The organism is Terriglobia bacterium, from assembly GCA_020073085.1.
Lineage (GTDB): Bacteria > Acidobacteriota > Terriglobia > JAIQFV01 > JAIQFV01 > JAIQFV01.
This window is the reverse complement of the sequence record JAIQFV010000009.1, coordinates 112642-127709: the sequence shown is the minus strand read 5'-3', so window position 1 is coordinate 127709 and position 15068 is coordinate 112642. Positions and strand designations below refer to the sequence as shown.

General features: G+C 55.4%; 15 protein-coding genes. 4 read left to right on the top strand and 11 right to left on the bottom strand.

Translation table 11 applies throughout. The annotated features are described in order from the left end of the window. Positions 1–373 precede the first annotated feature (373 nt). Positions 374–1099 (top strand): hypothetical protein, encoded by a 726-nt coding sequence (locus LAO21_11395; GenBank protein ID MBZ5553316.1) that lies wholly within the window; start codon positions 374–376, stop codon positions 1097–1099. 222 nt (positions 1100–1321) lie between these two features. Here LAO21_11395 and LAO21_11390 read toward each other — a convergent pair whose 3' ends face one another. After that, the gene (locus tag LAO21_11390; GenBank protein MBZ5553315.1) at positions 1322–1537 is read right to left on the bottom strand and encodes a twin-arginine translocase TatA/TatE family subunit; all 216 of its coding nucleotides are present in this window, start codon (positions 1535–1537) and stop codon (positions 1322–1324) included. 212 nt (positions 1538–1749) lie between these two features. Here LAO21_11390 and LAO21_11385 point away from each other — a divergent pair, with 212 nt between their 5' ends. The 3 genes from LAO21_11385 to LAO21_11375 all read left to right on the top strand — a co-directional run bounded on the left by LAO21_11385 (position 1750) and on the right by LAO21_11375 (position 5434). Then, positions 1750–2703 carry an ornithine cyclodeaminase family protein gene (locus LAO21_11385; GenBank protein MBZ5553314.1) on the top strand — a complete coding sequence of 318 codons (954 nt, stop codon included), beginning with the start codon at positions 1750–1752 and terminating at the stop codon, positions 2701–2703. Between the two features lie 134 nt (positions 2704–2837). After that, positions 2838–5021, top strand: a complete 2184-nt coding sequence (locus tag LAO21_11380) for a sigma 54-interacting transcriptional regulator (GenBank protein ID MBZ5553313.1) — start codon at positions 2838–2840, stop codon at positions 5019–5021. Continuing rightward, complete coding sequence (locus LAO21_11375) at positions 5018–5434, top strand: secondary thiamine-phosphate synthase enzyme YjbQ (GenBank protein ID MBZ5553312.1); 417 nt, start codon at positions 5018–5020, stop codon at positions 5432–5434. Before LAO21_11380 ends, LAO21_11375 begins: the two co-directional genes overlap by 4 nt. A gap of 408 nt (positions 5435–5842) precedes the next feature. Here the strand turns inward: LAO21_11375 and LAO21_11370 are convergent, their stop codons facing one another. The 10 genes from LAO21_11370 to LAO21_11325 form a co-directional block, all read right to left on the bottom strand. After that, entirely contained in the window at positions 5843–6043 is a 201-nt protein-coding gene (locus tag LAO21_11370) for a hypothetical protein (protein MBZ5553311.1), read from the bottom strand. A 220-nt stretch (positions 6044–6263) separates the two neighbouring features. After that, entirely contained in the window at positions 6264–6989 is a 726-nt protein-coding gene (locus LAO21_11365) for a lipid-binding SYLF domain-containing protein (GenBank protein ID MBZ5553310.1), read from the bottom strand. 46 nt (positions 6990–7035) lie between these two features. Further along, positions 7036–8376, bottom strand: a complete 1341-nt coding sequence (locus LAO21_11360; GenBank protein ID MBZ5553309.1) for a PAS domain-containing sensor histidine kinase — start codon at positions 8374–8376, stop codon at positions 7036–7038. A gap of 230 nt (positions 8377–8606) precedes the next feature. Next, a complete protein-coding gene (locus tag LAO21_11355) occupies positions 8607–9977 on the bottom strand; it encodes a sigma-54 dependent transcriptional regulator (GenBank protein MBZ5553308.1) in 1371 nt (456 codons plus the stop codon). Between the two features lie 150 nt (positions 9978–10127). Next, on the bottom strand, positions 10128–11108 hold the full coding sequence (locus LAO21_11350; protein ID MBZ5553307.1) for a DUF4097 domain-containing protein: 981 nt from the start codon (positions 11106–11108) through the stop codon (positions 10128–10130). 187 nt (positions 11109–11295) lie between these two features. Next, positions 11296–12123 (bottom strand): ABC transporter permease, encoded by an 828-nt coding sequence (locus LAO21_11345; GenBank protein MBZ5553306.1) that lies wholly within the window; start codon positions 12121–12123, stop codon positions 11296–11298. Further along, on the bottom strand, positions 12113–12466 hold the full coding sequence (locus LAO21_11340; protein ID MBZ5553305.1) for a hypothetical protein: 354 nt from the start codon (positions 12464–12466) through the stop codon (positions 12113–12115). The genes LAO21_11345 and LAO21_11340 overlap by 11 nt, the downstream gene beginning before the upstream one ends. 6 nt (positions 12467–12472) lie before the next feature. Further along, positions 12473–13057: an ABC transporter permease gene (locus LAO21_11335; protein ID MBZ5553304.1), complete on the bottom strand. Its 585-nt coding sequence runs from the start codon at positions 13055–13057 to the stop codon at positions 12473–12475. A 250-nt stretch (positions 13058–13307) separates the two neighbouring features. After that, positions 13308–14021, bottom strand: a complete 714-nt coding sequence (locus LAO21_11330; GenBank protein ID MBZ5553303.1) for an ABC transporter ATP-binding protein — start codon at positions 14019–14021, stop codon at positions 13308–13310. 196 nt (positions 14022–14217) lie between these two features. Further along, complete coding sequence (locus tag LAO21_11325) at positions 14218–15057, bottom strand: hypothetical protein (protein ID MBZ5553302.1); 840 nt, start codon at positions 15055–15057, stop codon at positions 14218–14220. Positions 15058–15068 lie beyond the last annotated feature (11 nt).

The following is a 15068-nucleotide window of genomic DNA, read 5'->3' as shown; positions in this document are numbered from 1 at the left end:
CTGACCGCCTGGATCAATCATACGGAGAGTATCGGGCGAAGTTGATTGGCTTCACTTCACTATTATATTACCGAAAGAATTAGGGCAGAAAGAAATAGGGGGTAGGTTTCAAAATTCAACAAGGTGATTCGTTGATTGTTGAGACCAGGCACCATCGATTGATGGTTTAAGATGGGGTAATCACATCCCCGCTTCAGGGGGAACTTTTGTGACAATTGAATTTCGGCGCAACGATTGAGATCTTGTCCAGTATGCCCGCGAGGAGGATGAAGAGGAAAGGCAAGTTGCGGAGCCATGTTGAATAAAATCCTCTAAGTTACCTAAGGATGCAGGATTAACAATGGGTCCAGTCCGAAGATGCAAACTCTGTCACTTGAATCGCGATCTATGCAGGAGCCACTTTATACCAAAGGCAGCGTACAAGCTCATACAGCAATCCGAAGGTGCCCCACCTGTGGTTATCAAGCCAGCGGTTATCATACAAAAGAATGAGCAGATTACAGACTACGTGCTCTGCATGGAATGCGAAGAACGATTCGATGTGAACGGGGAGCGATGGGTTCTCGATTATTGTTCCAGAGTTGGCGAAGGGTTCAAGTTGAAAGCTCTGATCGATCGAACTCAGCCTCTGCTTAGCAATCGGCTCAAGGTTTATTCCTCGGCGAATATCGCTGAAATAGACGTCGGGAAGCTCACTTACTTCGTGGCGAGTGTTTTGTGGCGGGGTTCAGCGCATGCTTGGAAGTCAGGAAAAGATCTGCTTCTCACCCCAAGCCTTGGATCGCGGTATGAAGAGGAACTGCGCTTGTATCTTCTCGGCGAGGTCAACTTTCCAAGTGATGCGGCTGTTTGGGTGAGCATCGTCCCAGCCGAAAAGTTTTGGACGTCAGTTTTCATTCCGTACGGTGGGAAGCTCAGCAATTACTGGCGCTACAAGTTCATATTTTTGGGATTTTCATTTATGTTTTTTTTGGGCAAACTCCTTCCTCCATTCATCCGTCGCACGTGCACATTTCGATCTCCAGAGCGATTTATCCTTGTTGGCGAAGATACTATCGACATGATGATTCGAGACTTTGGACGCCTTATCGGCAAATGAAATATAGTGAGAGTCACGTATTTCTCAGTAAGTCTCCGAGAGGAGCGATATGCTTATAGCCAAGGCCTCTATCCCGATTTCCCCCAGGTACGATGTCGCTCCGCTGGAGCTCGACAAATGCCGTTTAGGACCCCTTCCCCTATAAATATGCCACTCCTAGCGGAGCTATAAGATTGCAACCTTCAACATCCTTCGGGGAGATGGGACCCGACACCCGAATCCCTATTTCTCCGCCGACGACTTCTCTTCAATCTGCTTGGGGGCTTCCTTGTATTTCGTATCTTCAGCGGAAAGCCCTCCGTTCATTGCATCTTTGAAGCCCTTAATCCCTTCTCCCAGGCTCTTTCCCAACTCCGGTAATTTCTTGGGGCCAAAGACGAAGATCGCAATGACCAGGATAACCAGCAAATGCATCGGCTGAAATAAGCCTTCTCCCATAGGATCTCCCATTAACTGTGAATTTTCGGGAAAAAGGGACAGACACCTGCTTTGTTAACATTCCCGCGAGAGGTTCTAAGAAAAGGTGTCTCTCCCTGACCTTCCCATCAATCGTGAATTTTCGTAGTACGAGCCGAAGCTCGTTTCGCATTGACACATTTTATACCACTGTGGTTGTATCAAGTTTAACAATTTTCAGGGACAGGTAAACTGTGGCGCTGCTTTTGCGGGAATCCGATGTGGAGCGATTGCTGGACATGCCGACGGCCCTGGCCTCGGTGGAGCGTGCCTTTGTGGAGTTGGGGCATGGCCGCGCCATGAATCTGCCCCGCGCCCGCATCCATCAAAAACATGGCGGGTTGAATCTGATGGTGGCTGGACTTCCCGCGTTCGGAGTCATCGGTTTCAAGGCATACACCTGGTTCACTTCTGGTTCAAAGTTCCTGGTCAACCTCTACCATTCAGAAACCGGTGAGTTGCTGGCGATTATCGAGGCAGACCGCATGGGGCAGATGCGGACCGGCGCGGCCAGCGGGATTGCCACGAAATGGATGGCACGGGAAGAGGCCGCCAACGTCGGGATTTTCGGGACGGGATACCAGGCCCAAACCCAATTGCAGGCCGTATGTGCTGTAAGAAAAATCAGACGTGTCAGGGCGTTCTCCCGAAAGACCGATCGAAGGCAGGCTTTCTGCAAGACGATGGAGGCAGCGCTGAAAATTGAAGTCCAGCCTGTTACTGAGGCGAGGTCTGTCGTCGAGGGTTCGGACATCATCATTACTGCCACAATGGCAACAGAACCGCTCTTCGACGGGGACTGGCTCGGCGAGGGGGCGCATCTCAATGTGATCGGGGGAAATTCCCCGCTTCGCGCTGAGGTGGATACAACCACGGTCCTGCGATCGGACCGGATTGTCGTTGATTCCCTCGATCAGGCCAAAATGGAAGCAGGAGAATTCCAAAGATGCGTGGAACGCGGTCTGATGTACTGGGAGAAGGTGGGGGAACTGGGCTGGGTCGTGACCGGGAGATCAAAGGGCCGGGAAACGAATGGTGAGATTACATTCTTTAAGTCCCTCGGGATCGCGCTGGAAGATCTTGCCGTCGGCGCGACAGTCTATGAGAGGGCACTGGAGCAGAAAATAGGGGAGAGGATTCTCGATTGAGGGTGCTCGGGAATTTTCCGAGGACGAAAAGGTAACCGCAAAGGCCGCAACGAAGGTGCAAGGATCGCAAAGGAAGCTTGTGGAGATTGCCTTCAGGTTTAATCAGGGAAACAATCTTCAGTCACCAGAATGATATGAGTTCAGTAGAACAAAAATACCGGGCTTTTCTCGAAATGACAACGGCCACCGTGTCAAAACTTGATCCGGACGGCGTGTTTCATGCTGCGGTCAAATCGCTGCGTCGCCTCGTGGATCTCAATTATGCGGCGGTGCTCATCCCGGATCCCGATGAAGACGGCTTTCAGATTCAGATGTTGGAGATCGATGCCCCTAGCGCGGTGTTGACCAGATACGTGAAGGTCCCGCGCAAGGGGAGCATTGCCGGCTGGGTTTATGACCACCGCGAATCCATAGTGATCCCCGATTTTGGGAAAGCCGAGCAGTTCACGCTGAGTGCAACGAAGCTGATGCAGGGCGGATTGCGTTCGGGATGTGCGGTCCCCCTGGTGGTCAGGGACCGTGTCGCGGGCATCCTTTCGATTGCCAGCCGTCGTGTGAATGCGTATTCCCCTGAAGACCGGACGTTGTTTGAAGAGGTGTCTCGGATCGTGGCCCTGGCCTACGACAACGCGACCACTTATGAGCAGTTGAAACGGGTGTCACGAAAACTCGAGCAAGACAATTTTGCCTTGCAGGAAAAAGTGCGCCTCGAACGACAGCACCAGCTGATTCTCGAGGTCAACAATGCGATCGCGTCACACCTCAACCGGGAAGAGTTGTTTCGCTCCCTGTTTCGTGCCTTGCACCGCTATGTCTCGTTTGATGCCGCTTCGGTAGTGCTGGTGGAGGAGGCCAAACAAGTGGTCCGGTTGTTTGTGGTGCTTTCCGCTGACGAGCCCAGGCACATCCAGTTGGGGGGAGTCCACCACCCGCCTACCGAGGCGGATGACTTCAATGTGTTTGAACCTCAACTGGAATTCCCTTTAGAAGATGATACCCTGGGTCAATACCTGATGCAGCACAAGGACATTGTCCTGATCAGTGACCTGCGGACCGGCCCACGATTCAAGTGGTTTACGGACATCTATTTGAAGGAAGGGTTTCTCTCCGTTCTCATTGTCCCGCTGATTGTCCAGGAAAAACTACTCGGGGGATTCAATCTTGCCAGTCGGGAGGCCCACCATTTTGACAATACGGATCGGGGCTTCTTAAGGCAGGTGGCCAAGCAGGTCGCCGTCGCCCTCCGCAACGTGTTGGCTTACGAGGAAATCACGCGGTTGAAGAATCAGCTCAAAGAGGAAAATGTATATTTGCAGGAGGAGATCAAGACGGAGCAGAATTTTGAAGAAATTGTGGGGCAAAGCCGCCAGCTTCGCAAGATCCTCCGCGGCGTCGAACGCGTCGCGAAGACGGATTCCACCGTCCTGATCACAGGGGAAACGGGAACCGGCAAGGAACTCATTGCGCGGGCGATCCATGACCTCAGCCCGCGGAAGGAGCGTGCCTTTGTGCGGGTCAATTGCGCCGCCATCCCGATGGGATTGATCGAGAGCGAGCTGTTCGGACATGAGAAAGGGGCCTTTACGGGCGCCATCACCCGCAAGAATGGCCGCTTCGAGTTAGCGGACGGGGGGTCAATTTTTCTGGATGAGATCGGGGAAGTTCCCAAGGACGTTCAGTCCAAGCTGCTGCGAGTTTTGCAGGAGCACGAGTTCGAACGCGTCGGGGGCATAAAGACCCTCAAGGTGGATGTACGCATCGTCGCGGCCACAAACCGGGATTTGACGGCCATGGTTCAAAGCGGCGAATTCCGCCAGGACCTGTACTACCGTTTGAACATCTTTCCGCTGCACCTGCCGCCCCTCAGAGATCGCCGGGATGACATCGTTCCCCTGGTTCACTACTTTGTACATCGGCACTCGTTGAGATTCAACAAAGACATCACAAAGATCTCGGCGAAAGCCATCGAGGCCCTCCAGCAATATCCTTGGCCAGGAAATATCCGCGAGTTGGAAAACGTCATTGAACGGGGAGTGATCTTGTGCGAGGGGGATACCCTGGAATTGAAGCATGTCGCCACGGCCCTGTCCATTGCCGAGGGGGTACCCACGAAGGCGAGAACACTGGAGGATTTCGAACGCGAGCACATTCTCCGTACCCTGGAGGAGACCGGTGGAGTGATCGGCGGGCCCCACGGAGCCGCTCGACGCCTGGGGATCAACCGGACGACCCTGAACTCCCGCATGCAAAAGCTCGGGATCCGACGATCGGGAGGCCCGCGCCAGTTTACGTCAGTCTCCTCCATGGAATCCCTATGATCTACTCCGAGACTCTTTCGCTGAATACCAAAGGACTTAACGATATCCTGGATATCACCGGCCAGGTGGTCGCGATTGTGAACCGGTCGGCGATGAAAGAGGGGCTGGTCACGGTCTTTTGCCCTGGCTCCACGGGTTCCATCACTACCATTGAATTCGAATCGGGGGTCCTGGAGGACTTAAAGCGTGCCCTGGAGCGGATCGTCCCTTCCGATATTCCCTATGACCACAACAAACGATGGGGCGACGACAACGGTTTTTCCCATGTCAGGGCGGCCCTGATGAAGCCTTCGCTTTCAATTCCGTTGAGCCAAGGGAGTCTCGCGTTGGGAACCTGGCAGCAAGTGGTTTTCATCGATTTTGACAATCGAAGAAGGCAGCGCAACATCGTTGTGCAGGTGATGGGGGATTGAGCCACCCCCCCACATCGGTTAAGCGGATACCGTAAGGTTCTGACGACAGGGTGGGAGCAGCTCACGTTAAGTCAATTCCCCTAACGGGAGTTGGGGGATCCTTCAGGTTCGACCTACCCAGCACTTCCCTATTCATATTCGAATCCCCCCGACGGTCCGCCCGGGCGGAGGGGATGGTTCAAGTCTTACCTTGACGGGAGACAGGACCTGAACAATCCACCAGCTCCTGCTGGGGGGATTCTCAGTTCAGGATGCGTCGGTGGGTAGGCAGGATCTGAACGATCCACTACCTTCCGGTGGTGAGTTTTGACTCTTGACCCCGTGAATTGAATTTGATTTGTCGGCGAAAATTGATGGCAGGATAAACGTCACCCTCAATACCAGGCGACGTTTGGATAAGAGGACAGGCTACCGGTGGGGAGAGCCACCCAGGACCCGTGCGGGAAATGTAAATAGGGCCCAAATCAAATCGAGGACCCCTTCGACAGCGATGCCCAGAAGCCGGAAGGGAAGCAGCAACAGCCACACCAAGGGATACAGAATCAAGGCAAGTAGGGCAAGGGGCCAGCACAGCACCAGCAGAATGCACCAGAGCAAGAACTTGATCATAAGTTCACCCTCTCCCGTTATGTACCTCTAATACTACGATGGGGAACCAGAAAGGTTCAGTAAAACATCTCCGATCGGGATCAGGGTCTTCCTGTGGCATCGGCCATGAAGCAACGCGTCGAAGCAGCGCCCCGGATCTCCAAAAAAGGAAGGTTAATCCGGCCTGATAACTTTTCACGCCCGGGATTACGCCTTCCCCTCTGGAACACTTATCCCGCCATTATTCTTTGAGCGAATTCGGGTCAGATAGGTTCTTGGGAGAGCGCTTGTTCAACACATCGACCATCAATTGCCCGGCCTGAGGCGTCTTGACGACTCCCTTGCGAACGATGTCCCGCGCGCTGACGTCTTTTTGATAGACCCGGAGGTTGGCGGTGCTATCCTGCCTCAATGTGGAGCCCGCGAGTGAGATACCCGCGAACAGGCCGCGTGAACGCGAATACGTCAGAATTTCCGCACGCAGGGCGACGTCGGTATCGGCGGTCGCGTTGCGTCCTTTTGGACCTGCCGCTGCAGAGGCGTCCGCGCCGATTTTCACCTTGCTTCTCAAAAGGGACGACACGCCGCGAGGGTTCATGATCAGCAGTACAAAGTCAGTTTCCTGCCCGCCCAGCTGGAAGCCGATGCTCCCACCCTCCAACGCATAGAGGGCCGGCGGACTCCAAGGGCCCGTGAAATTCGATCCGGTGCGGCATGACATGGCCCCGCGACCGTAGCTGCCGCCAATTCCAATTGCCAACTTCTTGGTGGAAGGGACAATCACCACGCATTCCGCCTTGTCGAGAAGATCCTGGGGGATATCCTCAGGGACATCTAAAACCTCCTTCAACACCTGACCGCATTCCTCCAGTCGATCCTCTTCCTTTTCACCTTCTTTCGCCACAGCCGGCACAGCCACGGCAATTCCCAGACACAACACAACACCAGCCACCAGGGCCTTTTTCATCCTGAACCTCCATGATTAGTCGAGCCATTATAACGTACTATGGACATCATCGTGGCAAAAGAAGCCGAGCCTCGCAACCACGACTCGCGGGGCGGTTCCGGAGAGTAAGGCTGCCGTCGTGAGCCTCAGCGATCTGACGGCTCAAAACCAGTCCGATTCCTGAACCTCCGGGCTTGGTTGTAAAGAAGGGGACGAACAGATTCGCCGTATTCGAGAGGCCAGGGCCTTCATCGACGACCCACACCTCGATGTAATTCCCCTTCTTCTTCCAGCCCGCCTGGACTCCTCCCCCTGTTTCCAGGGATGCGTCAACGGCATTCCGGACGAGATTGATCATCAACTGCTCCAGTTGATCGCTGTCAGCCTGGATGGTCAATTCGGGCCCGGGTTGAAGGGTGACATTGAGGCGGGTTTCCAGCCCGACGACCCTTCGTATCCAGGGGCCTACCTCCACCGGCTGAAACTTCGGTGGAGGAAGCCGGGCCAGACGGGCATAGCTTCCCATGAAGCGGCTCAACGCCTCGGCTCGCGAGCCGATCACGCTGAGGCCTCTCCGTGTGTCTTCCTGCCAGTCCTGCGGGAGTGGATCCCGAAGGATCAGATTCTCAAGCGTTCCAGCCATTGACTTAATGGGCGCCAGGGAGTTATTCAGTTCATGACCCAGGACCCGCACAAGGCGTTGCCACGCCTGCCGCTCTTCCTCGCGCAAGGCACGGCTTAAATCCGAAATCACCAGCAGGTGATTGGGCAGCCCTTTCTCACGGATGGCGTTACGACGGACTCCCCATCGGCCTTCGCCACCCGGGAACGACTTTTGAAGCGTTTGAATGTCCTCGCCCTGGAGGCAGTCGGCCAGTCCCAACTCCTCGGCCGTACGATCCAGGAGTCTTTCCGCCGGCTGTGCCAGAAGCCGCTCTCCCGCCCGGTTCACCAACTTCAGTCTCTGCCTTTCGTCAAAAGCAAAAATGGAGACGTCGATTTCCGCCATCACGGTTCGAAGCAGCGTGGTGGCCTCCAAAGCCCCGAGACGTTGCTCTCGCAAGGTTTCACCGAGAGAATTTACTTCCAGGATGACTTCTCCCAGGCTGTCCTCGTGCTTCGAGCTGCGCGCCCGAATGGAGTAATCTCCTTCACGCAGGGCTGCCAGTAAATTTGAAAGAGTCTGCAATGGAATGACAACACGCCCCCGGAGCGCATAGGCGAAGCCCCACCAGAATCCGAGGATTACCACCATCAGAGTCCATTGGACCTTCGAGGTGTAATCTCCCTTCCAGAGGAGGATGAGCGAGACCAGGGCCGCCGGGAATCCGGCCATCAACGCCATGACGAAGAGGCGCTGTTCCAGGCTCAATCGGAATCGATCGCGGAATCGTGGGGGTGAACTCATGGAGGTACCTGAAAAGCAGCTATCAGCTTTCAGAAAAGAGTTGTCAGTTCTCAGTTGCCAGTTCCCAGTTGCCAGTGGATGACACCGGACTTTCGATTTTCACCAGATTCGGATACCCATGCCGATCGAGGGCATTTGCGAAATAGCCGTGCCCGGGCCTGCAATAAAAGACCATCCGAGGAATCCGTGTTCACTGGAAACTGGGAACTGGCAACCGACAACTCCTCTCTTCACAATCCATACTTCTGGAGTCTCCGGTACAATCCGCTCCGGCTCAAACCCAATGCCTGTGCGGCCTGACTCACGTTCCCGTCGAATCGGCTCAGGGCCTTCCGGATCAGCAGACACTCCACTTCTTCCAAACTCATTTCCTCCAGGCGAGAGGTGCTTTCGCGGATTTGGCGGAGGCCCAGATCACTCGCTTTGACCAGATTTCCCTGGGCGAGCAGCACTGACCGTTCCACCGCATGATCCATCTCCCTCACATTTCCCGGCCAAGGGTGGTCCTTGATGACTTGCAGGGCTGCTCCATCAAAACCATTGACGGTCTTGCGGTAACGCTCGGAATACTGCCGGAGAAAATGCATGGCTAACAAAGGAATGTCCTCGCGGCGCTCCCGGAGAGGTGGGAGATGGATCTCGACCGTATTCAATCGGAAGAGCAAGTCTTCACGAAATCGGCCTGAGGAAACCTCCGCGACGATATCTGCATTCGTCGCCGAAATGAGACGGACATCCACACGACGGGTCTTCGAAGATCCCACCCGCTCCATTTCGCCGGTTTCCAGCACGCGCAAAAGTTTCGCCTGCTGGTTGAGAGGGACATTGGCAATCTCATCCAGAAAGAGGGTCCCTTTGTCCGCCAACTCAAAGCGGCCGACCCGGTCCATTTTGGCATCCGTGAAGGCCCCTTTGACATGGCCGAAGAGTTCACTCTCAAACACTCCTTCGGAGAGTCCACCTGCGTTGACGATGACCATTGGGGTGGAGGCGCGGGGGGAGAGGGCATGCAGTGTTCGGGCGATGACCTCCTTTCCCGTCCCGTGCTCACCGGTAATAAGCACATTGGCGTCCGAGGGACCCACCCGCGCAATAAGCTGGAGGATGGGCTGCATGACTGCGGACTTAGCGATTAAGGTGGGGCTGCCCTGGGCCCGCAGGAGACGGTTCTCTGCTTCCAGCCGCTGCTCTCGGCGAAGCGCCTGACCCAACTCGATCTGCGTTCGTAGAATCGTTAGCAGGCGGGCATTCTCCCAAGGCTTCTGAATAAAGTCCCGCGCCCCCCGTCGCATTGCCTGCACGGCCAACTCAACACTTCCCCACGCCGTCATCACGACCACCGGGAGCATGCTGTCCAGTTTCTGGACTTGCGACAACAACTCGAGGCCCTCCTCTCCTGAAGTGGTGTCGCGCGTGTAATTGAGATCCATCAATAGGACATCGAAATCCTGTTCTTCCAGAGCGGCGAGAACCCGCTCCGGTGAAGGAACCGCTTCAATTGCATATTCCTCACCCTTGAGCATGAGACGAAGCGCTTCACGCACATCGGGCTGGTCGTCTGCAATAAGGATGCGAGGCGTGGCTGAGTCGGGAGTTTTCATTGTGAATGGTCGCGCACTCAAGATTATAGTACGAACTTCAAGGAAGAAAGTTTTTGTTTTCAATGGAAAAGAAGGGGGTCAGGGGAGGTGCCGCTTGCAGGGCGATCGGTCACGGTGGATCGCCCTGCCTGAAAACCGCTGTGGGTGGGGTCAATTGATCTGAATGTTGCCTGAGCCAGTGTGAACATCCAGCAGAAAGCCTCCCCCGCGCACCTTGCCCTGGATCTCGCTGGGGCGAAGGGTACCCTGGACGGTGATGGGGTGGCTGGTAGTAACACGGCCCGAGCCGGTATGGGCGTACAGATCAAACGCCGCGTCCGGAGGCAGCTTCACGTCGATGCCTCCGGACCCGGTATGCAACTTCCAGTTTCCCGTGGGGGCCCCCTCAACCCGGATCCGCCCGCTGCCGGTGCGTGCCCCCAGCAAGCCGCGAATTCCATTGACCTCCACACTGCCGGAGCCTGTTTCCACATTTACATCGCCTATGGCGCTCAAACTGACGACCACGCTCCCACTGCCGGTGTTTGCCGTGAATCCGCCTGCAATGTCCGAGGCGTGAATTGAGCCGCTGCCGGCACGGGCATGGACGCTGCCCTTGATCGCATCCAGTCCGATACTTCCAGAACCCGCTTCTGCCCGCACCTCGCCTCCGATATTCAGGATCTTGAGGCTGCCCGAACCCGAGCTTACACTTAAGGGTCCGCGGATTCCTTCGATGGTCTGACTGCCGGAACCCGTGGAGGCATGGACGCGGGTGTCAGCCGGAACCACCACCTCGTAGCTAATGGAGATGTTCTGCCGCAAGTCGTGGTCCGTGATGCGGCCGATGTGGATGATATTTCCGGTCTGTTCGATGGGGGGATTCGATTCCAATTGCCGAACCCGCTCCTCGGCGCGGCTTCCAGCCGAGTCCTGCGCCTTGATTGTGCCGGTAACTACGACGGCGGTCCCGCCCCCGGCCCGAATATTGATGTGGCCCGAACCGGTCTCCACAGTGAGGTCCACTGGCCCCTCGACCTTCAAAGTGCGGTTGAATGAACCTTCGGCACTGTCTCGGGCCAGCAAAGGAGCCACGGCGAGGAGCAGTAGCGTCACAACAAAGATTGAATACCAGCGAGTACTTTGTTTCATGTGCTTTCCTCCATTGGATTTGAGGTGTCGGGTGTCAGGTGCCGGGTGTCAGGGAAAGGGCACCCCAGCGATGCCAGGAGGAATAAGAATGTATTTTCTGATTTCTGGCTTCCGATTTCTGGCCTCGCCTTCAGTTTCAAAGTAATCGAGTGGGTCTTTCTGACACCCGACACCTGACACCCGACACTTACTCATACCTGAGCGCAATGATGGGATCGACTTTCGTGGCCTTGCGCGCCGGAATATAGCTCGAGACGAGGCCCACAGTTCCCAGCAAGAATGAAATAACCACAAAGGTCAACGGGTCGAAGGCTCTGACCCCAAAAAGAAAGGTCGACATGAGGCGGGTCAGCGCCAATGCTGCTGTCAATCCGATCGCAATTCCAGTCAGCGCCAGCAACATTCCATGCCCGACGACCAATCGAACCACTTGTCCAGCTCCCGCGCCGAGGGCAATTCGTATCCCGATCTCATGCGTCCGTTGCGTTACCGCGTAGGCCATCACCCCATAGATCCCGACGGCGGAGAGCAGTAGGGCCAATCCTGCAAAGAGGCCAAACAACAACCGGTTCAAACGCTGTGGTGCCACCGACTCTTCCCAGACTTGTTCGATGCTCCTTACATTGTACATGGGTTCGTCGGGGTCGACCGCGAGGACTTGCTTTCGCGCCGCAGAGACCAACCCCAGAGGGTCCGCCGTGGTCCGCAAGACAAAGGTCATTCCATTCCATGTGTTTTGAGTAAGGGGTTGATAGGCCTGGACGCGGTTGGAGTCGGTATCCAATCCCTCCATTTTGACCCTGCCTACAATCCCCACGACGGTGTTCATAACACTCTTGGAATCATGTCCGCCAAATGTCAAATGCCGTCCAATGGCATCCTCGCCGGGCCAGTATTGTTTTGCAAAACTCTCGTCGATGACAACCACCTTGGGGGCATCCTTCGTGTCTTGAACCGTAAAAGTGCGTCCGCGCAACAGCGGGATACCCATCGTCCGAAAGTAATCAGGGCTCACCGAGTGCCATGCGAATAGCAATTTCTTTCTGCCGTGCAGCCGCGCGCGTGAGCTGAAGATTGGCGACATTGGCGCAGGCAATCAACAGTACAAAACCGACCGCTCCCAGAAGAACCAACAAGAGGGGGCGAATCTCCTTTACAAACACCTCGAGCAAAGGGCTCATGGTCACCCGGTTGCCCGTGTTGGTCCGGGGATATTGTTTCTCGAGTCGAGCGGCGATGGTATCCATCTCGGCCCGAGCCTGGCCAAGGGATACGCCTGTCTTGAGGCGGGCTACTCCATAAAGCCCGGGATGATTGCCGCGTTCCTGCCAGCCAGGTTGTCCAGACTCCTGCCCCACCGGTACTCACAGCTCGACTCGACTGGGAAACTGGTATTCAGCCGGCATGATTCCGATCACGGTGTAAGCTCTGCCGCTCAAAATGAGGGTCTTACCCAGAAGGTACGGATCGGACCCGTAGCGACGTTGCCACAATCCATGGCTTAAGATGACAACTTGATTACCCCCAGGTTTGTCTTCGTCCGCGGAGAAAGTGCGTCCCAGTTCCGGGGCGGCCCTGAGGATTGGGAAGAGATCGGCGGATACCTGCCCACCGATCAGCCGTTCAGGCTCGCCCGTTCCGGTCAGGTTGTAACTTTGCCGTCGAAAAACGGCGATCTTCTCAAAAACGGTGTTTTGTTCGCGCCAATCCGAGAAGTTGGGGTAAGCCACGGACATCCCATCCAACTGGGGTTCTCTCTCGGCGAGAAAAATCAGGCGGTTGGATTCCGGATAGGGCAGTGGACGGAGAAGGACCGCGTTCACCACGCTGAAGATGGCGCAGTTGGCCCCAATTCCCAGTGCCAGGGCGAGAAGCGCAACCAGCGTGAAGCCGGGGTTATTGGCCAGCAATCGAAGGCCATATCGCAGGTCTTGAAGCAGTGTTTCCATGAAAGAAGCAGCTGTCAGAAAGCAGTAGCCAGTTGTCAGTTCTCAGTTGTCAGTGGATGACAAGGGATTCGCGATTTTCATCAAATTTGGATTCACATCCCAATCGAGGGTATCTGCGAAACAGCTGTGCACACATCTGCGACAAAAAAGACCATTGGAATAAACGGTTTTCACTGGCAACTGGCCACTGAGAACTGGCAACTGTTTTCTGGCAACTGGCAACTGGCAACTGAGAACTGACAACTGCTCTCTACTGCACTTCCGCTGGTTCGCTTTCGTCCTCGCTGACCACCCGACCATCAAACAGATGGATGGTTCGTTCCGCGGACTGGGCGAAACGAGGGTCGTGCGTGACCATGCAGATTGTGGCCCCTTTTTGATGGAGTTCATGGAGGAGTTCCATAACCGCTTCGCTGTTCTTGGAGTCCAGATTGCCAGTGGGCTCATCAGCCAGGAGGATGGAAGGTTCCCCGACCAGGGCCCGAGCAACGGCGACCCGCTGCTGTTGCCCGCCAGAGAGTTGGCTGGGGAGGTGTTTGACTCGATGGGCCATGCCGACCTTCTCAAGAGCCGCCACGACCCGCTGTTTGCGCTCTGCCGCCCGCATCCCGCGGTAGGTCAGGGGCAGCTCCACGTTCTCGAAAACGGTCAGGTCACCAATGAGATTGAAGCTCTGGAACACAAATCCAATCTCACGATTCCTTACGCGGGCCCGTTCGGCGCGGTCCAGAGACTCGACGGCATGACCACTCAGCCAGTATTTCCCCTCGGTCGGGGTGTCGAGCAGTCCCAGGATCGAGAGGAGAGTCGATTTGCCGCAGCCGGAAGGGCCCGCAATGGCGACAAATTCCCCCTGGTTGATCTCCAGGTGGGTTCCTTCAAGGGCATGTGTTTCGACTTCTTCTGTAAAGAAGACCTTACTGACCGCTTCCATGCGAATAATGGCTGGGCTCGAAGAATTCATTCGTCGTCGGCTCCTGTGTGGGTATCAGACTTCCGAACTCCGGGGGACCTCGGAAGCCCGGGATATCGAGAGTTGGACAGAAATTATCCGTGTCTCCGATATTAGGTTAGACGAGGGCACCCGCCATTTAGTTCCGTGGAATATGAAAAAAATCGATCCGGTTTGAGAAAAACCCATTGAACTGCGGTCGGTGGAACTATTTTGTCTTCTTACGGATGTAGATACTTCCATTGAAGGTCTTGAATTGCATCTCCGGCCCGCCCCCATTGATGGTCCCGTACATGGTCTTATCAATGCGGAATCGATAGGCACCCCCCTTGCCGCGGGTGTCTTCGACGACAGGTTTGTGCCCGGTTTGATCCATGTGGATGTCAAAGTCGCTGTAAATCTCCCCCTGGTCGGATTTCATCGCTACCGTAGCCTTGGTATCAGCAGGAAAAGTCACGTCGATATTTCCATTGAGGGAGCTGAACGACATGGACTTGGCGGGGTCCACCTTCCCCAGGCTGACAACCACATTGCCGTTCAACGCATGGGCGACCACACTGCCGGAAACGTTGGTGAGCGTCACTGCCCCGTTGATGTTATTCACCTCGATCTCACCTTCCACCTGTTCGACCTGTATGTTGCCATCGTTTATTGTCTTTAACTTCAATGAAGTGTGAAAGGGGACTTGAAGCGTCACGTCGACCGGTTTGTTGAATGAACTGGTCCCCACGGTGATCACATTGTTTTCCTCTTCGACGTTCAGACCGCTGGCCGTGTTGGGAATTCGCTTCAAGCCTTCCGGTTCGGGGCGGCTTCGACCCTTTGAGCGGCCGTCTGTTCGGCCTTGGGCCTCCACGATGACCTCCTTGCCAGCGTAACCTTTGACCGTGATACTCCCTGCCACAAGACCGACTTTAACAGTTCCCGGCCGCGAGGGGTCGCTGAAGGGGACAGTGGCTTTGTCGGCATAGTTTTCCTGGGCAAAGCTCGACGCGCTGGATAGCATAAGAGCCAGGCCCGCGTAGCAAATCGAATTACCTATTTTCATATGAATTCTCC

Bases quoted from the DNA above. Each gene is read 5' to 3' on its own strand.
- LAO21_11370 (MBZ5553311.1), bottom strand. From the start codon at position 6,043: ATGATCAAGTTCTTGCTCTGGTGCATTCTGCTGGTGCTGTGCTGGCCC.
- LAO21_11380 (MBZ5553313.1), top strand. From the start codon at position 2,838: ATGAGTTCAGTAGAACAAAAATACCGGGCTTTTCTCGAAATGACAACG.
- LAO21_11355 (MBZ5553308.1), bottom strand. From the start codon at position 9,977: ATGAAAACTCCCGACTCAGCCACGCCTCGCATCCTTATTGCAGACGAC.
- LAO21_11360 (MBZ5553309.1), bottom strand. From the start codon at position 8,376: ATGAGTTCACCCCCACGATTCCGCGATCGATTCCGATTGAGCCTGGAA.
- LAO21_11325 (MBZ5553302.1), bottom strand. From the start codon at position 15,057: ATGAAAATAGGTAATTCGATTTGCTACGCGGGCCTGGCTCTTATGCTA.
- LAO21_11390 (MBZ5553315.1), bottom strand. From the start codon at position 1,537: ATGGGAGAAGGCTTATTTCAGCCGATGCATTTGCTGGTTATCCTGGTC.
- LAO21_11375 (MBZ5553312.1), top strand. From the start codon at position 5,018: ATGATCTACTCCGAGACTCTTTCGCTGAATACCAAAGGACTTAACGAT.
- LAO21_11350 (MBZ5553307.1), bottom strand. From the start codon at position 11,108: ATGAAACAAAGTACTCGCTGGTATTCAATCTTTGTTGTGACGCTACTG.
- LAO21_11365 (MBZ5553310.1), bottom strand. From the start codon at position 6,989: ATGAAAAAGGCCCTGGTGGCTGGTGTTGTGTTGTGTCTGGGAATTGCC.
- LAO21_11330 (MBZ5553303.1), bottom strand. From the start codon at position 14,021: ATGAATTCTTCGAGCCCAGCCATTATTCGCATGGAAGCGGTCAGTAAG.
- LAO21_11335 (MBZ5553304.1), bottom strand. From the start codon at position 13,057: ATGGAAACACTGCTTCAAGACCTGCGATATGGCCTTCGATTGCTGGCC.